The 22,283-nt window shown below is 52.6% G+C and carries 25 protein-coding genes and 1 pseudogene; 12 read left to right on the top strand and 14 right to left on the bottom strand.

What is annotated here, in order from left to right:
* Window positions 1–8 precede the first annotated feature (8 nt).
* The 12 genes from ACYQ27_RS01275 to ACYQ27_RS01330 form a co-directional block, all read right to left on the bottom strand.
* A complete protein-coding gene (locus ACYQ27_RS01275) occupies window positions 9–1,067 on the bottom strand; it encodes a glucose-1-phosphate thymidylyltransferase (RefSeq protein WP_460041756.1) in 1,059 nt (352 codons plus the stop codon).
* 51 nt (window positions 1,068–1,118) lie between these two features.
* Entirely contained in the window at window positions 1,119–1,865 is a 747-nt protein-coding gene (locus ACYQ27_RS01280; protein WP_456453645.1) for a sulfite exporter TauE/SafE family protein, read from the bottom strand.
* Window positions 1,866–1,880: 15 nt separating this feature from the next.
* Window positions 1,881–2,426 carry an adenylyl-sulfate kinase gene (gene cysC / locus ACYQ27_RS01285; RefSeq protein ID WP_456453644.1) on the bottom strand — a complete coding sequence of 182 codons (546 nt, stop codon included), beginning with the start codon at window positions 2,424–2,426 and terminating at the stop codon, window positions 1,881–1,883.
* Between the two features lie 29 nt (window positions 2,427–2,455).
* Complete coding sequence (locus ACYQ27_RS01290; RefSeq protein WP_456453643.1) at window positions 2,456–2,671, bottom strand: DUF2283 domain-containing protein; 216 nt, start codon at window positions 2,669–2,671, stop codon at window positions 2,456–2,458.
* On the bottom strand, window positions 2,668–2,922 hold the full coding sequence (locus tag ACYQ27_RS01295) for a DUF4258 domain-containing protein (RefSeq protein ID WP_456453642.1): 255 nt from the start codon (window positions 2,920–2,922) through the stop codon (window positions 2,668–2,670). Before ACYQ27_RS01295 ends, ACYQ27_RS01290 begins: the two co-directional genes overlap by 4 nt.
* A 27-nt stretch (window positions 2,923–2,949) precedes the next feature.
* Window positions 2,950–4,380: an alkaline phosphatase family protein gene (locus ACYQ27_RS01300; protein ID WP_460040853.1), complete on the bottom strand. Its 1,431-nt coding sequence runs from the start codon at window positions 4,378–4,380 to the stop codon at window positions 2,950–2,952.
* A gap of 5 nt (window positions 4,381–4,385) precedes the next feature.
* On the bottom strand, window positions 4,386–5,321 hold the full coding sequence (locus tag ACYQ27_RS01305; RefSeq protein WP_460040854.1) for a DHH family phosphoesterase: 936 nt from the start codon (window positions 5,319–5,321) through the stop codon (window positions 4,386–4,388).
* Between the two features lie 28 nt (window positions 5,322–5,349).
* Window positions 5,350–6,489 carry a sulfate adenylyltransferase gene (gene sat, locus ACYQ27_RS01310; RefSeq protein WP_460040855.1) on the bottom strand — a complete coding sequence of 380 codons (1,140 nt, stop codon included), beginning with the start codon at window positions 6,487–6,489 and terminating at the stop codon, window positions 5,350–5,352.
* 25 nt (window positions 6,490–6,514) lie between these two features.
* Complete coding sequence (locus tag ACYQ27_RS01315) at window positions 6,515–6,742, bottom strand: ribbon-helix-helix domain-containing protein (RefSeq protein ID WP_014788819.1); 228 nt, start codon at window positions 6,740–6,742, stop codon at window positions 6,515–6,517.
* 88 nt (window positions 6,743–6,830) lie between these two features.
* On the bottom strand, window positions 6,831–9,200 hold the full coding sequence (locus ACYQ27_RS01320; RefSeq protein WP_460040856.1) for an oligosaccharyl transferase, STT3 subunit: 2,370 nt from the start codon (window positions 9,198–9,200) through the stop codon (window positions 6,831–6,833).
* A 145-nt stretch (window positions 9,201–9,345) separates the two neighbouring features.
* Complete coding sequence (locus ACYQ27_RS01325) at window positions 9,346–10,341, bottom strand: sugar phosphate nucleotidyltransferase (RefSeq protein ID WP_456454068.1); 996 nt, start codon at window positions 10,339–10,341, stop codon at window positions 9,346–9,348.
* A 99-nt stretch (window positions 10,342–10,440) separates the two neighbouring features.
* Window positions 10,441–10,830, bottom strand: coding sequence for a nucleotidyltransferase domain-containing protein (locus ACYQ27_RS01330; protein WP_460040857.1), 390 nt, complete (start codon window positions 10,828–10,830; stop codon window positions 10,441–10,443).
* 82 nt (window positions 10,831–10,912) lie between these two features.
* On the opposite strand from ACYQ27_RS01330, the pseudogene ACYQ27_RS01335 reads away from it, so the two are divergent.
* Window positions 10,913–11,865, top strand: a pseudogene (locus tag ACYQ27_RS01335) (NAD-dependent epimerase/dehydratase family protein).
* Here the strand turns inward: ACYQ27_RS01335 and ACYQ27_RS01340 are convergent.
* The gene (locus ACYQ27_RS01340) at window positions 11,852–12,094 is read right to left on the bottom strand and encodes a DUF8044 family membrane protein (protein WP_456452441.1); all 243 of its coding nucleotides are present in this window, start codon (window positions 12,092–12,094) and stop codon (window positions 11,852–11,854) included. The pseudogene ACYQ27_RS01335 and the gene ACYQ27_RS01340 overlap by 14 nt on opposite strands.
* Window positions 12,085–12,807 (bottom strand): DUF7982 domain-containing protein, encoded by a 723-nt coding sequence (locus tag ACYQ27_RS01345; RefSeq protein ID WP_460040858.1) that lies wholly within the window; start codon window positions 12,805–12,807, stop codon window positions 12,085–12,087. Before ACYQ27_RS01345 ends, ACYQ27_RS01340 begins: the two co-directional genes overlap by 10 nt.
* Window positions 12,808–12,938: 131 nt before the next feature.
* Between ACYQ27_RS01345 and ACYQ27_RS01350 the strand changes: the two genes are divergently transcribed.
* Genes ACYQ27_RS01350 through ACYQ27_RS01400 form a run of 11 tightly spaced genes read left to right on the top strand, consistent with a single transcriptional unit; the run spans window position 12,939 to window position 22,158 of the window.
* On the top strand, window positions 12,939–14,657 hold the full coding sequence (locus ACYQ27_RS01350; protein WP_456452439.1) for an Ig-like domain repeat protein: 1,719 nt from the start codon (window positions 12,939–12,941) through the stop codon (window positions 14,655–14,657).
* Window positions 14,654–15,655 (top strand): DUF4350 domain-containing protein, encoded by a 1,002-nt coding sequence (locus ACYQ27_RS01355; RefSeq protein WP_460040859.1) that lies wholly within the window; start codon window positions 14,654–14,656, stop codon window positions 15,653–15,655. The genes ACYQ27_RS01350 and ACYQ27_RS01355 overlap by 4 nt, the downstream gene beginning before the upstream one ends.
* Window position 15,656: 1 nt before the next feature.
* Window positions 15,657–15,782, top strand: coding sequence for a hypothetical protein (locus tag ACYQ27_RS01360; protein ID WP_456395672.1), 126 nt, complete (start codon window positions 15,657–15,659; stop codon window positions 15,780–15,782).
* On the top strand, window positions 15,779–16,699 hold the full coding sequence (locus ACYQ27_RS01365; protein WP_456395670.1) for an AAA family ATPase: 921 nt from the start codon (window positions 15,779–15,781) through the stop codon (window positions 16,697–16,699). Before ACYQ27_RS01360 ends, ACYQ27_RS01365 begins: the two co-directional genes overlap by 4 nt.
* Window positions 16,696–17,976, top strand: coding sequence for a DUF58 domain-containing protein (locus ACYQ27_RS01370; RefSeq protein ID WP_460040860.1), 1,281 nt, complete (start codon window positions 16,696–16,698; stop codon window positions 17,974–17,976). The genes ACYQ27_RS01365 and ACYQ27_RS01370 overlap by 4 nt, the downstream gene beginning before the upstream one ends.
* Window positions 17,973–18,539, top strand: a complete 567-nt coding sequence (locus ACYQ27_RS01375) for a hypothetical protein (RefSeq protein WP_456452433.1) — start codon at window positions 17,973–17,975, stop codon at window positions 18,537–18,539. Before ACYQ27_RS01370 ends, ACYQ27_RS01375 begins: the two co-directional genes overlap by 4 nt.
* A 51-nt stretch (window positions 18,540–18,590) precedes the next feature.
* Window positions 18,591–19,580, top strand: coding sequence for a DUF1616 domain-containing protein (locus tag ACYQ27_RS01380; protein WP_460040861.1), 990 nt, complete (start codon window positions 18,591–18,593; stop codon window positions 19,578–19,580).
* Window positions 19,581–19,611: 31 nt separating this feature from the next.
* Window positions 19,612–20,319 carry a hypothetical protein gene (locus ACYQ27_RS01385; RefSeq protein WP_456395650.1) on the top strand — a complete coding sequence of 236 codons (708 nt, stop codon included), beginning with the start codon at window positions 19,612–19,614 and terminating at the stop codon, window positions 20,317–20,319.
* The gene (locus tag ACYQ27_RS01390) at window positions 20,316–21,110 is read left to right on the top strand and encodes a 2-phosphoglycolate phosphatase (protein ID WP_460040862.1); all 795 of its coding nucleotides are present in this window, start codon (window positions 20,316–20,318) and stop codon (window positions 21,108–21,110) included. Before ACYQ27_RS01385 ends, ACYQ27_RS01390 begins: the two co-directional genes overlap by 4 nt.
* Window positions 21,111–21,159: 49 nt before the next feature.
* Complete coding sequence (locus ACYQ27_RS01395) at window positions 21,160–21,714, top strand: ferritin family protein (RefSeq protein ID WP_460040863.1); 555 nt, start codon at window positions 21,160–21,162, stop codon at window positions 21,712–21,714.
* 6 nt (window positions 21,715–21,720) lie between these two features.
* Complete coding sequence (locus tag ACYQ27_RS01400; RefSeq protein WP_460040864.1) at window positions 21,721–22,158, top strand: ferritin family protein; 438 nt, start codon at window positions 21,721–21,723, stop codon at window positions 22,156–22,158.
* Window positions 22,159–22,283: the final 125 nt, after the last annotated feature.

The following is a 22,283-nucleotide window of genomic DNA, read 5'->3' on the forward strand; positions in this document are numbered from 1 at the left end:
CTATCACCTCAGAGGAGTAACTGGGAATTATCCCCCACAACGAGCTTCCTTCCGAGGGGATGGTTGTCGGAGTTCATTATCTTAACCCCCCTCCCTATCAGGCTCTCCACTATCCTGCCGGCGTTCCTTATTTCGCTCCCCTCCAGTACTATGGAGTCCTCTATTTCGGTGTTCTCAATGATGACGTTGTCGCCGATGCTCGTGTAGGGGCCTATGTAGGAGTTCGTTATCCTGACGTTCTTCCCGATGACCACCGGGCCTTTGATGACGGTATCCTCGTCTATCACAGTTCCCTCGCCGATGACGACCCTCCCGTGGATGCGGGCGTTGGTGTGTATCCGGATGTCGGTCTCAATATCGTCCAGAATGAGCCTGTTGGCGTCCAGAATGTCCTCGGGCTTCCCTGTGTCCTTCCACCAGTGCTCGACCTTCGTCCATCCAACGCGGTAGCCGTGGTCGATGAGCCACTGGATAGCGTCGGTAATCTCAAGCTCGTTCCTCCACGATGGCTTTATGCTCGCAACGGCCTCATGGACTATTGGCCTGAAGAAGTAAATCCCCACCAGAGCCAGATTGCTCGGCGGCACCTTGGGCTTCTCAATTAAGCGTTTAATCGTCCTCCCATCCTCGCTGAGCTCGGCCACACCGAACTGCTGGGGATTTGGGACCTCACAGAGCAAAATGCTTGCATCAAATTTCCCCCTCGTGAAGTGCTCTAAGTGCCTCACAATCCCCTCCCTGAGGATATTGTCACCGAGGTACATCACAAAGTCGTCATCGCCGAGATAATCCCTCGCCACGAGGATGGCATGCGCCAGCCCCTTCGGCTCGCCCTGGTGGATGAACTCAATCTCCGCGTCCCATTCCCTGCTAAGAACCGTCTTCTTCACCTGCTCCGCGTTGGGGCCCACTATAATTCCTATCTCATGAATGCCGGCCTCGATAACGTCCTCGATGGCGTAGAACAGAACAGGCTTGTTCGCAGCCGGAATCAGCTGCTTCTGCTGCGAGTACGTTAAAGGTCTCAATCTCGTCCCGTGACCTCCCGATAGAATGAGGGCCTTCATGTGATTCACCGTTGTTGATACTATGCTTGAAAATAAAAACCTATCGTGCCTTTAATTGGCCACCCGTTGAACGAGTATCAAAATTCCTACCAACAGAATGATAACGTTGATAACCCTCTTGAGCCTCTCTTTTCCAGCCCTCGAATTCACATGCGTTCCAAGGTACACACCCGGCAGTGTACCGGCAATCAGTGCAATTGCCAGGCGATACTCCACGCTGCCTAAAAATGCATAGTTCAGAAAGCCCATGGCCGAGAGGGCAAGGCCGTAGGTTATCGTAACACCAACAACCTCCCTCGGATTGACCCTTGCCACATTCATCAGGGCGAAGCTAACTATAACCCCTGCCCCGACCGAGGTGAACTGAACGGTCAGGCCAACTATGAAGCCGAGCAGATAAACGTAGGCCCATCTACGCCTCACGGGAAGGTTGAGCTCTCCCTTAAACAGGCTCAGAAGCGACGTTGTGATGAGTATCGAGCCAAGGATCAGCGTGAGATGGCGGTTAATTGCCTCCTTCGGAATTACCCGCAGTAGAGCCGCACCCAAAACTATCGCGGGCAGGCTGCCTGCGAAGAGCCTCACGGTTATATCGGTGCGGACGTGACCCTTCCTCCCGTGGAAGAAGGCCCCAAAGACCCTTGTGACTGTTGCATATAGCAGGTCGGTCCCGACCGCAGTTAGGGGTTCAACGCCGAGAAAGATTAGGGAAGGGGTCATCAAAGCCCCGCCCCCGACCCCCGTGAGGCCAACGAGAAAGCCGACGAGGAAGCCTAGCACAGCAAAGGTGATGTCCAAGGCCCTCCCTCCGGTTCAGGGCAGGTAGCCGAGCTCCCTGGCCTTCTCTATTACCGTCTCGACCTCTTCCTCCGGCGTCATCTTTGAGCTGTCCACCCTCACCTCGGGGTTTTCGGGCTCCTCGTAGACGCCATCATAACCTGTCAGGCCCTTTATCTCGCCCCTAAGGGCTTTGGCGTAAAGCCCCTTGGGGTCGCGCTGGATCCTCACCTCAAGCGGGGCGTAGACGTAGACCTCGATGAAGTCCCCAATCTCCTTCCTTGCGTACTCCCTAACCGCTCGATAGGGCGAAATCAGCGAGACTATAGCTATCACCCCGTTCCTGCTGAGGAGCTTGGCCATGTGGATGACAACGCGGTTGTGCATCTCCCTCGCTTCCTTTGAAAAGCCCAGCTCCGGGTACAGCGTCTTCCTTATCGTGTCCCCGTCGAGTATCTCAACGCGGTAGCCCATCTCCCTGAGCTTCCTCGCGAGCTTTACAGCCAGAGTCGTCTTTCCAGCACCACTCGGCCCCGTGAGCCAGATGGTGAATCCTTTTTCAAGATTCTTCAGTTCGTCCATTTTACCTCCTCCATCCAGCGATAACAGGATCAATGGGCCGTGGCCTCTTCAATCCTTACGGTTATCTCGTTCAACGGGTGCGAGTGAGTTCTCAGGGAGGCGTTGATTATCTCTATGCCCACTATCTCCCCGTTCTCGCCGTAGTCTATCAGCACCCCCTCCTCAACTTCCACCGTCTCAACGATCTTTGCGTCCGAGAACTTTATGTACATGACATCGTGTTTTGGATCGTATGATATTCTCATCGTTTCTCACCCCCTCCATATTTTTTGACTTTGGAGGTTATGTATGCCGTGATGACCACAATCACCCCATCAGACGTTTCCTCGCAGATGACCCTTATCAGCTTGCCGTTCAAGCGTTTCTGGGCAACTTTCCTTCCAGAGTATCCTTCCGAAACGGCTTCTGGATTCGAAATGGCCTCCTCTACGAGCTCTTCGGGTATGTCCCTCTCTCTGAGTCTCTCCAGTGCGTGTGGAATGAACTGAATCTCCATCACTCTCACCAGTCAAAATGTAAATGGTTAAAGGATGCTCTTCCCATGCATTTCCGCCAGCGGCTCCTCTATCCCGAAGAGCCTGAGCATGGTTGGAGCGAAGTCATAGATGGTGAGCTGCGTTGCCCTGCTCTCGTCAAAGCCGGGCAGGTACATCGAGAACACTCCGAACTCGGAGTGGTTCGCATCGTCCGGCCCGGTGTCGTTCTCTGGGAGATAGTTGCTCGGGTGGCCGACGGTTCCTGCCGCGCGCCAGTTGAGGTTGTCGAAGTAGACCATTATGTCCGGCTTGCTTCCCTTCGCTATCGGATAGATGTCCTCGGGGTAGAACACCTTCGTGTCCCACCTCTCGCCGTTCGGACCGCGTATGGAGCGTATCTGCTCGGCAACCTCGTCCCTTACCTTCTCGAACCTGGAGAGCGGTATCTTTCCGGCTTTCTCCCTTCCAAGGACGTTGAGGAAAACGCGCGAGTAGTAGCCGCCCCAGCCCCAGGCGGTGGTTTCCTTCCAGTCCACGTCGAGGCTCTCGAAGCGCTTGACCTTCCCGTCGTGCAGAGCGGAGGGGTTCTTCACCTTCAGCAGGCCCTCCTCGGCCAGCCACTGGTTGACCGCGAAGTTGCCGTGCATGGCCTTTATCCCGTGGTCGGAGACGATGAAGACAGCCGTCTCGTCGAGGTCTATTAGCTTGAGGGTCTCTCCTATCTCCCTGTCGAGGAGCCTGTAGTAGTCTGGAATGACGTTCTCGTACCTGTTCCCCTTACCGGGGTAGAGATGGTGGTTCGGGTCGAAGTAGCGCCAGAAGGCGTGGTGGAGCCTGTCAAGGCCAATCTCAACGAAGTGGAAGTAGTCCCACTCCTTCTCCTGGATGAGGTAGCGTATTACCTCGAACCTCTTCTCCGTCATCTCCCAGAGGCCTTCCTTTACCTCGTCCTTTGCCTCCTTCCTGAAGGGGACGTCGAAGATGTACTCCCCAACGAGCCTCTCGATCTCGCCCTTCAGCTCTTTTGGATAGGTGTAGTCCACGCTTGCATCTGGCGTTATGAAGCAGCTCACGAGGTGGCCGTTGATCGGCTTCGGCGGGTAGGTCGGAGGAACGCCCACTATTATCGACTTCTTTCCGCGCTCGCCGAGGTAGTCCCAGAGCGTCTTTTCTCTCACCTTTTTGCTGTGGGCTATCCAGTAGTCGGTGTAGGAATAGCCGGTCCTGTGCCTGAAGCCGTAGAGGCCGAGCTCGCCCGGCGTCTTGCCGGTGACCATCACCATCCACATGGGGATGGTTATCGCCGGAATGCCGGTCTGCATCGGGCCGTAGACGGATTTTTCGAGGAGCTTTTTCAAGTTGGGCATGTCGTCGATGAAGCGGTTGAACAGCAGCTCCGGCGGGGCGGAGTCGAGGCCTATGACGAGGACTTTCTTCGTCCCTTCCATCCCTTCCCTAACCTTTTTTTCAAACTCCATTCTCCTCACCTCAGATATTCCTCAATGATCGCCATTACATCCCAGATTTTATCCCTCTCGCAGACGCAGCCGAGGACTTCCCTCTTACCGCCGGCGTTGGCTCCGAGGGATTTAAGGCGTTCTATTATCTCGGCCACCTTTATCCTCTCCGCTTCCTTCGCGGAGATCCTGAAGTATACCTGGCCCTTCCCGTGGAAGTTCCCGTTGATGACCACCGCGCCCCTGTAACCGAGCTCCCAGACGAGCTTCCTCGCGACCTTGGAGATTACATTGAAGGGGCTCTCAAAGTGAACGATGGCGAAGCCGTTCCGCTCCTCGGCGTTTGAAACTGCCCCCTCTATGCCCTCCCTTATGGCTTTCGCCTTCTTCACCCACGGCTCGTATTCGAGGAGCTCCTTGAGGTCTCTGCTTAAGAGAACCTCAACTGCTTTCTCCACAGCTTCCCTCTCCATGGCGATGTAGTTGGAGTCGATGAGCTCAACGAGACTCCGCGCCTCCCCCTGCGAGATTCCCTCCCTATCAAGGAGCTTTCTGACCCTATCCAGCTCAAAGGCCTTCTCCCCTATATCCCCAACGACACCGAGGGCGCTCCAGGCGTTCCATATCCCAAAGTGCTCCGAGACGACGAGTGAGCAGGAGGGGTAGTACTCCCCTTCTAGGGAGGGGTTTATCTGCTCGACGAGCGGATTCCCGATCCTCGGCTGGGTGTGGTGGTCGATGAACAGCGTCGGAACCTTAACCTTCTCGACCTCGCCTGGAACGTTGAAATCCAGCACGTAGAGCCTCTCGGCCTTCTCAACGGTCTCCCATATTCTCTCATCGAAGCGGAACTCACCTATCGGCGCGGTCATGTTGGTGAACTCCCCCAGATCAAGCGCCCTAACCAGCAACGCTGAAGATGTCACCCCGTCCGTGTCCCAGTGGTGGACTATTAGATGCACCTAACTCACCCCGCAAAAAATAATGAAATCACTCCACGAAGGGATTCTCGAAGCTCCTCACGACCTCGAAGACCTCTGGCCTCATCATGTACTCCGGCGGCTTTTCGCCAGTCATTATCATCTTCCTGAGCTTGGTGCCGCTTATGTGGACGTGGAACTCTTTGCTGTGGGGGCATATCTTTGCGTTGACCATGCCGCCGCACTTCCTGCAGTAGAAGGACTCACGGATAAACATCGGGGTTATTCCCAGGTCAGGGAAGTTGCCGAAGAGATCCCACGCCTCATAGGGCCCGTAGTAGTCGCCGACTCCAGCGTGGTCCCTTCCCACTATGAAGTGCGTCGCACCGAAGTTCTTCCTCATTATAGCGTGGTGTACTGCTTCCCTCGGGCCTGCATAGCGCATCTCGTAGCGGACTGTCGCCAGTGTTGCCGCATCCCTGGGATAGTAGTGCTCGAAGAGCGTCTCGTAGGCCCTGATTATGACCTCATCGCGGTAGTCGCCCCTCTTCTTCCTTCCGAGGACGGGGTTGATGAAGAGACCGTCGACGAAGGTGAGGGCAGCCTTCTGGACATACTCGTGGCCGAGGTGGGGCACGTTCCTGGTCTGGAACGCAACGATGGTCTTCCAGCCGCGCTCCTTGAAGAGAACCCTCGTCTCGACCGGCCTGAGCGTGTACCTAGCGAAGGGGTTCGGGAGCTCATTGAGGAGCTCTATCTCGCCGCCGACGAGGTAGTCCTCCATGTCCATGACCCTGGCGACACCAGGGTGGGCCGGGTCGTCGGTCTTGAAGACCTTGACCGCGAATTCCTTCCTCTCGTAGGTGTAAATCTCCTCGACGTGCATCCTCGCTACCGGCAGGTCGTCGTAGTAGAGCAGTACCGCGTCGCCCTCGTCGAAGGTTTTCTCTTTGATATCGAGCACTATCGGGATCGTCCAGGGCGTGTCGTCGCTCAGGCGCATGTGGTCGAGGACGCTCTCGAAGTCGTCGCTCGTGAGGAAGCCCTTGAGGGGTGAATAAACGCCGTGCGCGATGTTCTCAAGGTCTATCGCCCGGCCGTGCTCGATCTGGACGCGGGGGTATTCTTTCTGCTCGCCCAGAATCCTCTCGCGGGTTCTCTCTGCCACGAGCCTCCTGACGAGCCTGCCTCCGTGGGGCTTTGAGACCATGGTATCACCTCAAAAAGGAAAGGCCTCAGTCGAGGTAGCCGAGTGCCCTGAGGCGCTCCTTGACCTTCTCTTCCTCCTCCTCGGTGAAGACTTCCTCCTTCTCCTCCTCTTCGAGGCTCGCCAGAACCTCGCGGAGGACGTAGGTGACGTAGTCCGAGACCGAAGTGAACCCGGTGCCCTCTATTCTGGCCTTAATCTTGTCATAGAGGGGCTTTGGTATGGAAACGGTCGTGTACTTCTTTTCCTCAGCCATGGCAAACACCTCCAGCCTTAATGATATTTAATTACATTTAATTAAGCAACCTTCTGGGTATATAAAGATTTCGCAGAAGTGTGGGAAGTCAGCGGGATGTGTCTGTAACAAACTCGTCTATCCTGAAGACCCCCCTATCAAGGACTGTCCTCTTCCGAACGTATGTATACCTCACGACGACGCTTCCGTTCATATCGTTCGGCAGGATGAATTCCTCCTTCCCCCTTACAGGATACCATTTTCTGAATACGAGCGTCCCGTTGTCTAGATAGCCAAAGATTTCAAGCCCTGTTCCGGTGGCGTTTGTGAACCTGAGAACCACCGAGCCGTTATCAGAGGTCACGACGACGTTGGGGTGCTCGAACCGGAAAATCTTGATATAGCCCCCATCAGAGTAGACCAGTCTGTAGTAACCGGGGTACTCGTTCGTGAACATCAGCCTGGCGAGCGTCGTGTTGAATGTCTTTTCGCTCATCAGGACAGCATAGCCGTAGTTGAGGTTCATGTAGACATAGGCATTTCCGATTTTCTCGCTCTGGAGCGGGAGTCCTGCCAGACTGTTCCTGTATTCAAGGAACGCCTCCCTCGGCGAGAAAGAGTTCCCGTTTATATTCACGATGACCTTCCATCTCTCCCCCGGCTGGGCAATTATCCGGTATCCACCCCTCTCAAAGAGCAGCGTTCCGAATCTGGACACCAGGGGGAGAATCACGAGGGCATAGCCGGCTCCCGAGACATTCGCTGTCTCAAGAACCGAGCCGAACTTCAGGACGGTGTCGTAGCTGACGATGACGTAGTCGATTCCCCTGGCCATAAGTTGGTTTTTATTAATTTTCCCGAGGTAGTAGAGGGCCAGCCATCTGCTGGGTCCGCCCTGGACTATCGGACTTCTCCTTGCGTAGTACGTCACCCAGTGCCCGTGATCCCACCATGTCAGGATGATGTCGTTTTTATTGGAGTTCTCCCCCAGCCAGGTTAGAGCCTGAACCCAGTGGTCGTTTATTACCGGCCTCTCGTCATAAATCTCCCTGAATCCGAAGCCCGCACTTACCGCAGGCACCAGGATGAGAAGGGCTAATAAAACGGCTGAGAGCTTTCTGGTGCTCAGTCTGGATTCCAGTCTGGCATGGAGGAGATCGTGCAGGGAAATAAGCCCCAGCCCTGCTGCGGCTGCCACGGCCAGGGAGCCTATGAACAGGAAGCGGGTCCATGTGTACAGCATGTAGAAGCCCGGGGCGACGAAGCCAAGGAGGAGGAAATCGGAGAGTCTGACGTTCCCCGGAATAAAACGGAGGGCAAAGAACGGACACAGGAATATCAGGACGCTGAACGCCATCCAGAGGTCTCCGAAGGAGGGGTGCACTGTTTCGAGGATCGGGTGCTGTCCGAAAATCCCGAATCCTGAGGAAAGGTCTTTAAGCACCGTAAAACGCATGAAGAGCACGAGTGCTCCAGAGAAAGCAATCAGCACTGCTAAGGGCAGCCTTTTCCTTCTCTCCTTCACGGGTCTTGAAATCAGGAACAGCACGGCGATTCCGAGGAGGGTCAGGGGGACGAGGTATCTGAGATGAACGAGAAGGTAGGCATCTTTTATCCTTCCGAGTTCAATTCCAAGCTTTTCAGCGGTTTTCCTGGCCAGCCATCTGTCCCCTCCGAGCATGCCGTAGCCGAAACGCCCGCCGAGCCAGTTGGCTATGAGGGCGCCGAAGGCCGTTGAAAGGGTTAGGGCTGCGGCATCGGCAAGATATCTATCCTTTCTGAGAATGAATGCACCGAAGGCCAGAAAAACGGCATTTCCTATGAGGAAAACAAAAATCGGATAGTATGCCTGCCAGAATATTGATGCCAAGCCACTTGCAAAGGCCGGAATCAGGTAGAAGGCAAACCTCCTGTAGCGCCATGCCCTCCGGGTTTTTGTTAGGGCCAGCGAGATTCCGTACAATGCGACGGAATACCAGAAGAGCATGTAGTTGTCTCCCCTGTAATAGTTCGCAGATGATCTGAAGATGTGGCCGAACATGACGGAGAGAAAAAGGGCTGAAAAGAAGGCCTCCCTTTTCCCGTAGAGGTTGAGCATGCTGAGGTAGAAGAAAAGCACGGTCAGAACGCCGAAGATTACAGGGGTAATCCTGAAGGCATCGTAGATGGAAACCCCGAACACGGAGAGGACTTTATACACATATGCCGGCGTCATCCACAACCCCAGGGGGTGGAAGTTTTTGATCAAAAATCCCCACGGGCCGCCGGCAATTGTCAGAAAATCCATCCACCTGCCCGCCTTCAGACTCTCCTCCACGTAAGCCAGATGGAAATACGGGTCATAACCAAACAGGTAATGGTACCTCAGGGGTATCAGCCTGAAAAACGCGGCGATGAAAGTTATTAGGGGAAGGGCGTATTTTGGCTCCAGAATCTTTTCTCCAGCCCTGATTGCCCTTTCGAGCTTCTCACCGGTCATCGGCATCCCTCTATCTGTTTTCAATTTTCAATTCAAAATAGAATAAACACCGGCGAGGATAAAAATGTTGTGCTGATTCCAGCTGTGCGTTCCTGCGGGCATAGTCTTCAGGCAAAAGCCGGCATTTCTTCTACTTCCGCCTGGTTCAGTCGCCCCTCTGTATCTTCGCGTGCCCCCCAACGAGGCTCTTCTTGAGCTCAAGGTTCCTTATCTCGCACTTCTCGTCGATTATGGAGCGCCATATCGTCGAGTTCCTTATGACGGTGTTCCTGAAGATTATTGAATCGCTCACGTCCGAGCTCTCGATTATGCAGTTCTCCCCTATGTATGCGTAGGGCCCTATCATTGACCTTCCCAAAATCCTTGCACCGCGCTTTATCACCACAGGGGGGATTATTTTTGAGTAGGGGCTGATTTGAATCTCCTCTATGTGGCTCTCCTTTAGCAGGGTTCTCAATGCTTCAAGGTAGCTGTCCGCACTTCCGATGTCATACCAGTACTCATCAAACCTGTATGCGTGCATCTCAACGCCCTCCGAGAGCAGCCACTGGATGAAGTAGCCCGGGGAATCCCTGTTGCCGTTCTCAAGGTATTCGTCAATCCTCGCCATTACCTCCCTGGGGAAGGCATAGACACCCGTGCTTATGAGCGTGGACTTGGGTTCGGCGGGCTTTTCCCGGAAGTCTACCACCCTGTTTTCCTCAAGCACGACGACACCGTAGCGCTTTGCAAGCTCAAAGTCACCGACATCATAGACTGCTATGAGCGGTTTGCCCGAGTAGTGCTTTAAGAACTCGCTCAGGCTGAAGGAGAACAGATTGTCGCCCGCAATGATCAGATAATCATCCAGGCCGAGCTCTTCAATGGCCCTTTTCATTGCCCCTATCGTTCCCAGCTTCTCCTCCTCATGGAGCGTGTCCTCGACTATCAGCCCCACGCCGTGCTCCTCAGCGTAAGGCCTGAAATGGTGCTCAAAAAACCTGTTTGTGGAGATATAAACATCGGAATCAAGTTCTCCTGTCTTCTCAAGGATGTAATCGAGAATAACCCTGTCCCCAACAGGCAGCAGCGCCTTGGGATTATCCTTTGTTATGGGCCACAAACGGGTGGCATAGCCGCCGGCCATTATGAGTACCTTCATCGCTACCACCGGAATATATGGGCACTCAAACGTATTTAAACCTTGAGCGCGTTTTTGATGCTTTCAATGACTTCCTCAATATCCCTGACTTTGCCGCCATCATACTCCAGGAATCTCCCTCCGGTAAGCGTTAAGGTAGTATTGGAAGTCATGATAATCGCCCATAGTCCTTGATTCAAAGTCGCACCTCTTCTCTTCATCCCTGCTGAAGAGCAGCTCCCCCTTGGGCACCTTAAATATGAAGGAAATGGGAGCATTATTTAGAACCCGAACATCCACCGGAAAACCCAGACGCTCCTCAAGCTCAAGTTCATAAAAAACATCACGCTCACCGTCGGTGTATACGGCTATGTCTATGTCCCTGAAGGGACCGCTCAAAAACGAGCCGTGGAGATAGGCGAAAAGAACCTCCTCCCTGCCCATCAAAAACTCTTTTATCAGCCGCTTTATCCTCCCCTTTTCATGCTCTCCAATTGAGTAGACCCTCATGGTTTAACCTTTGCAGGGAGATACTAAAAAATTTTCCCCAAAGCTTAAGAACATGACCACTCTAAAAAGTCTGGTGGTAAAAATGAAAATCCTCGTAACGGGCGGTGCTGGATTTATCGGTTCACACCTGGTTGATGCGCTAATGGAGATGGGCCATGAAGTTAGAGTTGTCGATGATCTGAGCGCCGGGAGCCTGGAGAACATTAAAAGGTGGCTGGATAACGGGCGCTTTGAGTTCATAGAAGGCGACTTGAGAAATATAGACGTTTGCAGCGAAGCTGTTAAGGGTGTTGATGCGGTCTTCCACCTTGCCGCCAACCCCGAGGTGAGAATCGGCGCCCAGAGCCCCGAGCTCCTCTATGAAACCAACGTCCTGCTCACATACAACATCCTGGAGGCCATGAGGAGGAAAAATGCTGGATACCTCATCTTCACGTCTTCCTCCACGGTTTATGGTGAGGCCAAAATAATTCCGACGCCCGAGGACTACGCCCCCTTGAGCCCATAAGCGTCTACGGTGGGGTGAAACTGGCAGCTGAAGCTTTAATCAGCGGCTACGCACACACGTTCGGCATAAAATCGCTCGTCTTTCGTCTCGCAAACATAATAGGGGAGCGCTCAAACCACGGGGTGATCTACGACTTCATAAACAAGCTCCGCAGAAACCCTGAAGAGCTTGAAATTCTGGGCGACGGAACGCAGAGGAAGAGCTACCTCCACGTGAGCGATACGGTTGATGCCATGCTATACCTCTTCGAGCGCTTTAAGGAGGAGGGAAAGATCTTCGATGTCTACAATCTTGGCAGTGAAGACTGGATTACCGTCAGGGAGATAGCAGAGGCCGTCAGCAGGGGGATGGGCTTAAGTCCGAGGTTCCGCTTTACGGGTGGCGTCGACGGCGGAAGGGGATGGAAGGGCGACGTGAAGTTCATGCGCTTAAGCATAGAGAAGGCTAAAAGCAAGGGGTGGGAGCCGGGGATGAACAGCTATCAAGCCGTCGAGAGAACGGTTAGGGAGCTGATCACCCTTTTATAACCTCATACACCTTCTGGGCTACTATAAAGGCGAATATCAGCAGGAGGAAGTAGGAGGACATCTTCAGCATCTCCTTTGTTTCTTTTGAAAGATAGAAATCCCCTATCTCCAGAACTATGAGGATTCCTATGAGCGAAACCGTCAGGAAGATGCTCAGTGAGGAGCTCAAAAGCGCCGCAAGAATGATCCAGATGGCTAAGAAAATCAGCATGTTCTCCCTCATAGCCATTCTTCCACACTCCCGAGCATCCTGACCTTCAGCCTGAGGTAACCGTTGGCCTCCCGAACATCCTCCACGGATATCAGCCCTCCCTTCGCCATGGCGATGCCGAGGAGGACGGCGGAAGAGACCGGATCACCCCAGACCCTTCTGATTCCCGGGAGGAGTGGCTTTATATACACCTCAATGGAGCCCTCCTCTTCAAAAACCTCCGCGCTCCCGATGCCAAACGCACCCAGCCCGCCTGAAATCACGGAGGATGCATATCCGACGTCCGTGCCGCTAAGCTCCCCGTAGTTCTCCTCAAAGTACCTGAGAAGCTCGTAGCCCGGGGGAGGGCTTATCAGAATTCCCGTTTCCCTCTCGCTTCCGGTAACAAAGACATCCCCCTCATCGAGCCTCCCGAGACTCAGCCTGAAGTTCTTCATCTTCGGAATAAAAACCCCTCCCTGAGGGAGATTCTCGTAGGGGGGTATGTAGACGGGATTTCCCTCAAGCTCAAGGTCATCGACAATCTTTTCAAAAAACTCCGCCATATCCCTGCAGCTAAGCTCAAGGGCCTCCCTGCTGACGTAGCCCCTGGCAGGAAAAGCCGCAACCACCAGCCCCAGGATAATAGAACCGATGCCGAGATTGATGAACGTAGCGTTCGATGAAGTCCCGCCGTGATACCAGAGTATGATGCCTATGCCGATTAAAGCTGCTCCCACAGTCCTGCTCATTTTAGCACCCAAATTGGATAACCTTAAAGGCTTTTATATTCTTTATGGAGGTGATGATCGGCCTCCGGTCAGCATGCCCCGGCCATCGGATAACCTTAAAAGCTTTTATATTCTTTATGGAAGTGATGGGCATGAGCATGAAAAGGGTTCTCGGTTTAATAATGGTGGCTCTAATAATCTGCGGTATGGTGTCGGCAAAAGCCGTTGAGAAACCGGTTAATAGAGATGTTTTTCTGTATGAGTACTTCTCAAAAACCCTGGTCAGGTTTGAATATACGCTCAGGTACTCCCTTCAGAACAATCCCTACAGCATTCAGCTCGCAAATAACACCACGAGCGAGCTCAAGGAGATACAGCTTGAAGCGCTTTATTACAAAAACCGGGGGGTCAATGCCAAGGTTATGGAGGTAATCCCCCCTTTCTACGACTTCTCCCGGAACCTGCAGGAGCTAACAGGGCTCGTGCTCCAGTTTCACAGGGAGCCGAATGCCGCGCTTGCGGCGGGAATAGTGAGAACCCTTGAGAGCATGAATCGGGATCTTGAGATTATTGACTCCATACGGCTCATGAACGGGACAAAAGTCCTGAACTTCACAGCCCAGACTGCCGGGATAAGGGAGTATCTGGGGAAGATACTCGAAATGCTCCGCTCCGCTGAAATATCCCCGAAAAAATTTGAAATCTCTGTTTCAAACAAAAAACCCTTCCTCTATGCCAACATCACGATATACGGCTCAACCCCTGTGAACGGGAGCATTGAGGTGGTTATTGCAGGAGGGAACAGCTCAACAATCCTGTTTACCTCCCCCAAAAACGGCATGTTCTCACTGAGGTACTCCTTCAGGGAGCTCGGCAACTACAGCATATATGCCGTTCAGGGGGATAACAGATCAAACACGGTTGAAATCACCGTTGTGAGGATACCCTCAATACTCCTCATGGACAGCACCTTCAGCGGGCTTATGGGGTCCACGCTGAACGTCTCGGGACAGCTTGTGGACTATTACGGAAACGCACTCGGACAGAGGGAGATTTCAATCGGGAACACAACCCTGCTAACGGATGAGGAAGGAAAGTTCTGCACCAATTACACCTCGGACGTACCCGAAACCATGCGGCTCACGGTTAGCTTCCGCGGCGATGAGATTCACTCAGCCGTGTCAAAAAACATAACCATAATTTTCAGGAAATATCCAACCTCAATAGCGCTCAGCGGCCCCTCGGAGGGCTACACCGGAAGGAGAATAGAGTTCACGGGCAACATCACGCCCCCCCTGTCCGCTCCTCTGACGGTGTATGTAAACGACATGCCCTACATCAGCATAACATCTGTGGACGGGGGTTTCTCCTTCTTCATAAAGCCGAATGAGACAGGAAAGCTGAAGGTATATGTAAAATTTTCAGGGGACAGCATCCATGCCGGAGCAGTATCAAACACCATAATCCTCAGTGTGATTAAACCCCCGAGCAGGATGCTGAGATACGTGGCGATGCTGCTGATTCTGGCGCTTCTGGCCTCGGCTTTTACATACACCCGAAGGAGAGGGGAAGGGGAAATCACTGCGGAGGGGGAAGAAACCCTCATGCCTCCTGAAGAGAAAAAACCGGCAGTCAGGCTCCCGGACAGCGTTACGGAGCTCTATGCCTTCCTGAGGAAAATGCTGGGCATAAGCGAGAACCTGACCCCGAGGGAGGCCCTCATGCTCTTCAGGGACAGCAAAATCTACGGGGACATGGAGAGGATAACTGAGCTCCACGAGAAGCTGGTCTATGGGAACATGCCCCTCACGGAAGCCGAGGAGAGGGAATTCAGGGAGAGGGTAAGAAGGGTGCTGGAGGGGTATGAATGAGAAAATTTGTGGTATATGCGGTTGTGATAGTGCTCATGATGACCCTCATAACGATGCCCCTAACCGTGCCGCTGTTCAAGAGCTCAACCCCCTACAGCATGTTTAACACCGGCTGGGACGGAACAGCGAGATTCGCCATGCTCCTTCACTCGAAGGGTATTAACCTGATGCCCCTCTTTCAGTCCTTCGACATGGAAAACCTGAAGGATAGAAACGGGGTTCTTGTCATAATTGCACCGGATATCTCATACACATCTGCCGAGCTCGCCCAGATCAGGGATTTCGTAAAGAGGGGGAACACACTCCTCATAGCCGATGACTTCGGGTACGGGGATGATATACTCAAGGCCCTGAACCTGCCGGTGAGAATCTCAAAATACCCCCTGAGGGACTTTTTCTACGAAAAGGACGACAGGCTCATAGTGGCTGTCAGGATAAGCGACCCTGTTCTTGGAAGGAACGTTAGCAGGATAATAATGAACGAGCCTTCTGCAATTACAGTCTCTAGGAAGGGCGAGGTTTATGCGAGCAAAGTTGCCATGGTCAACTTCCACATGAGGGAGTTCCCTATACTCGCGGAGGTTCCATACGGGGACGGAAAGGTTATAGTGCTCTCTGATCCTGACATCCTTACAAACCAGCTCTTCACCGAAAACCAACAGTTTCTGGAGAATTTAGTCAGCTACATCGGTGCAGGCACGGCATACATGGACGAGGCCCATCACAGGGACTTCAACCTCTACAGCGCCGGAACCGTCACGATAACCAGAATCCTGCCTGTCGACAGGGCGAGGAAGATACTCGTGATCACGGGCATCATAATACTCCTCCTTGAGCTGGGAGCCTTGGGGTATCTGCTCAAACCTGTATCACTCCTTCTTGACAGGTTTTTTGGGGAGAAAAAAGAAGATTTAATAACCCTTGCCGTTCAGATTTCAAAGAGGAACGGCTGGGACGAAAGGGAAGTTCTCGCAATGATAGAGCGCATGGGTGGTTGATATGTTGCTTGAAAAGATAAAGGTGGAAGCTGTGGTGGGTATGGATGAGATGGTTAAGCTCATGATGATTTCCCTTATAGCCGAAGGGCACATAGAAATTATTAGAACGCATGGGTGGTTAGCATGATACTCGAAAAGATAAAGAAAGAGGTTGGGAAAGCCGTTGTCGGCATGGACGAAGTTATCGAGCTCATGACGATTTCCCTTATAGCTGAGGGGCACATCCTGCTTGAAGGAATCCCAGGGATAGCCAAGACGACCCTGAGCAAAAACTTCGCAAACACCCTCGGCCTGAAGTTCGTCAGGATTCAGATGACCCCGGACATTCTTCCGGCAGACATACTCGGACACACATTCTACGACATGAAGACAGGGGAGTTCAAGATAAGGAAGGGGCCCATATTCGCCAATGTCGTTCTCGTCGATGAGATAAACAGGGCATCGCCGAAAACCCAGTCCGCACTGCTTGAGGCCATGGAGGAAAGGCAGGTTACGATAGAGGGGATAACGCTCAGACTCCCGGAGCCGTTCATAGTTATGGCAACGAGAAACCCGGTTGAGCTGGAGGGGGTTTATGAACTCCCGGCAGCACAGGTTGACAGATTCATGATGAAGATAGACCTGACCTATCTGGACGATGAACATGAAAAGCTCATGCTCAGAAGAAAATCAACGGGCAAATTCAGCATGGCCAGACAGGTTGTCCCCTCCTCGGAGATACTCAGTGCGAGGAGGGAATTCAGAAAGGTCCACGTCAGCGATGCGATAATAGACTACATATACTCGATAGTGAAGGAGACCAGACTGGATGACAGGGTGATACTCGGGGCATCCCCCAGAGCGGGGGAGCACCTCCTCTATGCCGCGAGGGTGCATGCATACCTCAAGGGCAGGGGCTACGTCATACCCGATGATGTTAAAAAGCTCGCCCTGCCTGTCTTGGCCCACAGGATTATAGTGAAGCCGGAATACGAGATAGACAACATAACCGGAAAGGAAATCGTGATGGATGTCTTAGAGAGGGTAGAGGTGCCCACTGAATGAAGAGAACCGACCTGCTCCTCTCCCTGGCGGCCGTGCTCTCCGCCGGGGCCTACCTCACAGGAAACATCACTCCCGCCCTCATCGCAGCAGGAATAGTGGGTTACTATAGCATGGCGAGGTTAAGCTTCAATCCAAAAATAGAGGTTGAGAGAAGAATACCTGAGAGGGGGACGGAGCTTGAGCCCCTGAAGGCCGGTATAAGGGTAAGAAACCTCTCGAAAATCCCCTGCAGACTCAGGATAACGGAGGAGTCTGAATTCGTCTTTGCAAGGGACGTTGAGGTTAAGCTTAAACCCGGTGAAACCAGAGCCCTGCAGCAGACGATAGTTCCCCAGAGGAAGGGATACATACCGCTGAGGGCGAAGGTCATCTTTGAAGACGAACCCGGGTTTTTCTATGAGGAGCTCTCCCTTAAAGAGGAGAAACTCCTTGTCCTGCCATCGGCGAGGAGCATCCGGGAGGCGCTGAAGATAAAGAGGCAGGTTGAGGCCATAGCGGAGGTTGAGAAAGCCCTGGGTATAGGCCTTGAAACCCTTGACTTCAAGGAGCTGAGGGATTTCCGTCCCGGAGACGACGTGAGGAAAATCGACTGGAAATCAACCTCCCGTCTGGGAGAGCTCATGGTCAAGGAATTTTACAGGGAAACCCTCAGCGAGATATACCTGCTTATAAACGTCGACAGAAAATTCAGGCGCGAGCTGAGGAACCTGAAGGTCGACTACCTCGTCCTGATCACGGCCCAGCTCGTCGAGTACTTCAGAAGATTCGGCTACATGGTAAACGGGGTAGCCTATGATGAGGACAAAATAGTGAAGCTCGTTCCCAATCCAAGGAGCGGAAAATCATTCATAGGAGAGCTAAAACTGGCGCCTCAGAGGGGAATCCCCCCAATAAAGGCGGCCTCCCTTGAAAGGGAGTCCAGTCTGAGCAGAAAGATACTCTCCCTCAGGAGAAGGGTTTATACCTCCGGCCCGGTAAGGGCAGCACTTAAAGTTGAGCCCAACTCCTACGTTGTCATCGTGGATGACATAGGCCTTCACCCGAGGGAGATACTGAAGGCGGTTAACATCCTTGAGAAGAGAGGCTCAACCGTGGTGGTTCTGTATCCAAACCCGGTATTTTTCGTGAGCAAAAGCGACCTGAATGGGGAAAGGCTTGAACTCCTCTACAGACGCCACATGGAGAGGAAGAGACTCATGAAGAAGCTCATGGGAAAGGCGAAGATAATTGAAGTCGGGCCAAAGGATTTGATTCCAAAGGTGGTGGGGAAGCTGTGATAGGGATAATAGCCTCAATCCTGACCGCTGTGCTCACAGGAAACTACCTCCCCCTCATTGTGCCCCTGATATACCTCCTGGCCGTTAAGAGCAGAGACCTCGCCCTGATCGCTTTCTACATATATGCTCTGGTGCTGGCGTTCTCCTTCAATCCCGGATCAATATACACTCTGAACGGGATAAGTGCTGTTTCCGTGGCATTTTCAGCGGTGCTCGTGCTGGATGAAATCCTCAGGGGATTTGATCTCAGAATTCCCTCAAGGGAGGAGTTCGTTCTCCTCGGAGCACTCACGGTATCGGCCGTCACGATTTACACATTCCTGCCCGTCATAGCGGCGGTGACATTGTACACAGCACACCGCAATTTTGGTAGGGCGTCCTTTTATATCGCGGGCTGGTGGGTTCTGCTGGCAGCCTTCCTGTATGCAGCAAAAAACAGGCTAACCGGCAGGGGAGCACAGCCACTTGTTATAGTTGGTCTGACGCTGATCTTCATCCTGCTGGCGGAGAAGAGGGGTGTAAAGAGCACCGAGGTGAAGGTGCTTGGAAGGATCAAACGGTGATTCCGTGGAAACCATTTTAAACCTCCTCCCGTTTTTATCTGTGGTGGTTGAATGAGGCTGAAGAATTACTGGGATTTAATAACGGTTGTGCTGCTCTCAATCATCCTCGACCTGCTCATCTTTTATGCTCCGGACAGTTTAATCAGAAAAGCCCTCGGTCTGGCTTTTGTCCTCTTCTTTCCCGGCTATGTCTTCATAACAGCCCTCTTTCCCAACAGGAAGGAGCTCGACAACCTGGAGAGGCTGGCTTTGAGCTTCGGTCTCAGCATAGCCATAGTCCCCCTCATAGGCCTTGGCCTCAACTACACCCCGTGGGGAATAAGGCTCATCCCGATTCTGGTTAGCCTCACCATCTTCAACTTTGTATTTTCGGCTGTGGCAGTCTACCGCCGTGCAATGGCCTTTGACCCGTGGATTCCATGGATGAGCCTCGAAAGGCTCAAGGAGGAGCTTGAGTGGGAGCAGTCGAGCGGACTTGATAAGGCCCTGACGGTAATCCTGATAATAGCGATAATAACCTCCATAGGAACCCTCGCATACGTGATAACCCATCCGAAGCCCGGCGAGGCATTCACGGAATTCTACATCCTCGGGCCAACCGGCAAAGCTGCAGACTATCCAACAAACCTCACCACAGGCGAAAACGGGACGGTCATCATAGGCATCGTCAACCACGAGCACCGCAACGTAACATACTACGTCCAGATATGGCTGGTGAACCTCACGTATGACTTCAAAACAAACACAACCCACATATACGGGATGTACCCCATGCCCGGCTGGTTCAACGTTACCTTACCGAGCGTTCCGGTCAGGATAGAGGGCAACTGGACGCCGCAGTTCGAGAAAAATTACACATTCAGCATAAATAAACCCGGCAGGTGGCAGGTCTGGTTCCTCCTCTTCAAGGACGAACCGCCGGAACTCCCGAGGGCTCCGCCAGACGGGAACTATGCGGAAACATCGGCCAGAGAACTCATCCTCAAAGCGATAAACGGCACTGTGCAGAGCCTAAAACTTAATATAGTGGTGACGCGTTAGGGATAAAATATAAACTGCCGGGGGTGGTGGAATGGGAAAAATCCTCACGGGAATATTTGCCACGATTCTTATCTTCCTCCTCCTGTTCAACCTGGGTGAAATCTACGTCCTCTACAAGGGAGCAACGGCATTCTCATCGCACATAGACGACGCCATATCTGCCCTTGAGGAGGCCAGAACACAGGATATTGTGGTAACGGTTCCGGTTAAGGACAGAATTAAAGTGCCCATCAACCTGAAGGCGAGGGTTCCGATTTCAACGGTCTTTGAGGTGCCGATAAATGAGAGCCTGAGGGTTCCAATAGACAAAAACCTGCATCTTAACGTCCCCATCGATGATTACGTGACCGTTCCCGTCACCACGGTGGCGAAGGTGCACATAGTGCAGAACGTAACCACAACCGCCGTCATTAACGGCACCGAGACTGAGATAAGCTTCCCGATCGACACCTACGTTGATATCCCGGTAAACACAACGGTGGTCGTTCATGTGAATAAAACATTCCCCGTGACGGTCCCCCTGAACCTCGATGTGACCGTTCCGCTGAACATGAAGATTAAGGTGCCCTTCAACAGGGTCATCGAGGTGCCCATAAATCAGGAGGTTGAGGTGCCGGTAGATACTACCGTGACGATAAGACTCAACGCAAAGAAACTTGGAATCGAGCAGGATCTCGATAACCTGATAGCAACACTTAAGAACATAAAGAAGATGCTCGCCTCAGTGAGCGGGATATGACGGGAATAATATTTGACATGGACGGCGTGCTCTACAGGGGGAACACTCCGATAGAGGGTGCAAAGCAGGTTATTGAATTTTTGAAGGAAAGAAAAATTCCTTTTCTCTTTCTCACCAACAATTCAACGAGAACCGCATTAATGTACCGGGAAAAGCTCCTGTCAATGGGAATTGACGTCCCCGAGGAGAGCATCATCACTTCGGGCCTTGCCACGAGGCTCTACATGGAACGGCACTTCAATCCCGGAAAAATATTCGTAATTGGGGGCAGGGGACTCCACGAGGAGATGCAACATCTGAACTGGGGCACTGTGAGCGTTGACGATGCCAGAAAGGGTGACTGGAGGGAGGTGGAATACGTTGTTACAGGGCTGGACACAGGGCTAACCTATGAAAAGCTGAAATACGCAGCACTGGCCATCAGGAACGGTGCTGTGTTTATAGGCACGAATCCGGATACAACCTATCCCTCGGAGGAGGGGATAGTGCCGGGGGCGGGTTCGATTCTGGCTGCTCTGAGGGCCTCAACCGATAGGGAGCCCCTGATAATAGGAAAGCCCCATGAACCCGTGTGGGAGATAGTCAGGGAAAAGCTGAAAGCTGGGGAGGCATGGGTCGTTGGGGACAGGCTCGATACCGATATTGCATTCGCAAAGCGAATCGGTGCCAAGGCTGTAATGGTTCTGACTGGAGTTAACAGCCTCAGGGATGTTGAAAAAAGCGAGATAAAGCCTGATCTAATACTGCCCAGCATTAAAGGGCTGATTGATTATCTGAAGACCTTCGATTAAATGATTAAATATTTAACCTCCAGCCCACAAATATAAAGAGGGGATTCTCATGGAGAGAATTGAGATTGAGGGGGAGGCTGAGGAGATGGTTAGCATGATTCTGAAGGAGCTCGCAGGGCTCCCCTTTGAGGAAATGCTGGGCTATGCGCTGAAGGGTGAGGAGGATGCCATCGGGCTTTACACAATGCTCGCGGAAAAAATCGAGGAGCCTCACGCAAAAATGAGGTTCAGGCAGTTCATCAAAAGCGAGAAGGGACACAGGGAGAAAATTCTCAGGATTTTCAGTGAACTGTTTCCGGACAGGCAGATTCCTGAAGTGGCCTCACCAACATGGGCGGACGAGGTCAAACATGAAATAAAGACAGTCGGAGACTATCTTGAGGTTCTGGAGGTTGCGATACGCTCCGAAAAGCTCGCTGAAAAGATGTATGCCTCTATGGCAGGGAGCCTTTCCGGTGAAAGGTACAGGGACATCTTCACATCCCTTGCGGAGGACGAGCGGAGGCACTATGCGTTTCTCATAAGTCAGTACCGCTTTTACCGGCGTGCCAAAGTTGAGGAAAACCTGCACGGGATTATAGAGAGTCTTATAAGAAAGGAGTAGATTTGCATGCACCTGGGGGAACTCATTGAAAGAATTGTCTGGCAGGAGAATGAGCTTTACAATCTCTACAAACTTGGGGAAACATTTGCGGTCTATGAAATCCCCCAGCTCATAGACCATTTTCGCTGGCTGGCGGCTGAGGAGCTGAGACACAGAAAAACCATTGAGGGCTTCTTGGAGGAGGGTGTCCTTGAAGGAACGGCGGTGATTGACTACCTCGATGTCCTGAGCCTTGAGCCATTCTTCACCGATGAACGGAGCGAACCTGAGAATCTCGAAGACTTGATTCTTGAGGCTCTCATACGTGAAAAACACTCGTATGAGCTTTATAAGAAGCTTGGAGCGATCCTGGAGGGCTCCCTCGGCCAGATTTTTCAGATGATGGCCGGTGAGGAGCTCAAACATGCATACAGGCTCAAAATAATGTATGAGAGCCTTGAATAATGGATAAAATATCCGACATGTCCGGTTTTCTTTCCCTTATTAATGCGACGGAGTTGAACTCCGCTATTTGTCACTCTGGCAACTTCTTCATGGGTAAGGTATATTTACCCGGAATCCTCACTCCC

The organism is Thermococcus atlanticus (genome assembly GCF_054657855.1).

Excerpts from the sequence above, each read along its gene's own strand:
- ACYQ27_RS01275 (WP_460041756.1), bottom strand. The coding sequence starts at position 1,067 with ATGAAGGCCCTCATTCTATCGGGAGGTCACGGGACGAGATTGAGACCT.
- cysC (WP_456453644.1), bottom strand. The coding sequence starts at position 2,426 with ATGGACGAACTGAAGAATCTTGAAAAAGGATTCACCATCTGGCTCACG.
- ACYQ27_RS01290 (WP_456453643.1), bottom strand. The coding sequence starts at position 2,671 with ATGAGAATATCATACGATCCAAAACACGATGTCATGTACATAAAGTTC.
- ACYQ27_RS01295 (WP_456453642.1), bottom strand. The coding sequence starts at position 2,922 with ATGGAGATTCAGTTCATTCCACACGCACTGGAGAGACTCAGAGAGAGG.
- ACYQ27_RS01300 (WP_460040853.1), bottom strand. The coding sequence starts at position 4,380 with ATGGAGTTTGAAAAAAAGGTTAGGGAAGGGATGGAAGGGACGAAGAAA.
- sat (WP_460040855.1), bottom strand. The coding sequence starts at position 6,489 with ATGGTCTCAAAGCCCCACGGAGGCAGGCTCGTCAGGAGGCTCGTGGCA.
- ACYQ27_RS01315 (WP_014788819.1), bottom strand. The coding sequence starts at position 6,742 with ATGGCTGAGGAAAAGAAGTACACGACCGTTTCCATACCAAAGCCCCTC.
- ACYQ27_RS01320 (WP_460040856.1), bottom strand. The coding sequence starts at position 9,200 with ATGACCGGTGAGAAGCTCGAAAGGGCAATCAGGGCTGGAGAAAAGATT.
- ACYQ27_RS01325 (WP_456454068.1), bottom strand. The coding sequence starts at position 10,341 with ATGAAGGTACTCATAATGGCCGGCGGCTATGCCACCCGTTTGTGGCCC.
- ACYQ27_RS01330 (WP_460040857.1), bottom strand. The coding sequence starts at position 10,830 with ATGAGGGTCTACTCAATTGGAGAGCATGAAAAGGGGAGGATAAAGCGG.
- ACYQ27_RS01340 (WP_456452441.1), bottom strand. The coding sequence starts at position 12,094 with ATGGCTATGAGGGAGAACATGCTGATTTTCTTAGCCATCTGGATCATT.
- ACYQ27_RS01345 (WP_460040858.1), bottom strand. The coding sequence starts at position 12,807 with ATGAGCAGGACTGTGGGAGCAGCTTTAATCGGCATAGGCATCATACTC.
- ACYQ27_RS01350 (WP_456452439.1), top strand. The coding sequence starts at position 12,939 with ATGAGCATGAAAAGGGTTCTCGGTTTAATAATGGTGGCTCTAATAATC.
- ACYQ27_RS01355 (WP_460040859.1), top strand. The coding sequence starts at position 14,654 with ATGAGAAAATTTGTGGTATATGCGGTTGTGATAGTGCTCATGATGACC.
- ACYQ27_RS01360 (WP_456395672.1), top strand. The coding sequence starts at position 15,657 with ATGTTGCTTGAAAAGATAAAGGTGGAAGCTGTGGTGGGTATGGATGAG.
- ACYQ27_RS01365 (WP_456395670.1), top strand. The coding sequence starts at position 15,779 with ATGATACTCGAAAAGATAAAGAAAGAGGTTGGGAAAGCCGTTGTCGGC.
- ACYQ27_RS01370 (WP_460040860.1), top strand. The coding sequence starts at position 16,696 with ATGAAGAGAACCGACCTGCTCCTCTCCCTGGCGGCCGTGCTCTCCGCC.
- ACYQ27_RS01380 (WP_460040861.1), top strand. The coding sequence starts at position 18,591 with ATGAGGCTGAAGAATTACTGGGATTTAATAACGGTTGTGCTGCTCTCA.
- ACYQ27_RS01385 (WP_456395650.1), top strand. The coding sequence starts at position 19,612 with ATGGGAAAAATCCTCACGGGAATATTTGCCACGATTCTTATCTTCCTC.
- ACYQ27_RS01390 (WP_460040862.1), top strand. The coding sequence starts at position 20,316 with ATGACGGGAATAATATTTGACATGGACGGCGTGCTCTACAGGGGGAAC.
- ACYQ27_RS01395 (WP_460040863.1), top strand. The coding sequence starts at position 21,160 with ATGGAGAGAATTGAGATTGAGGGGGAGGCTGAGGAGATGGTTAGCATG.
- ACYQ27_RS01400 (WP_460040864.1), top strand. The coding sequence starts at position 21,721 with ATGCACCTGGGGGAACTCATTGAAAGAATTGTCTGGCAGGAGAATGAG.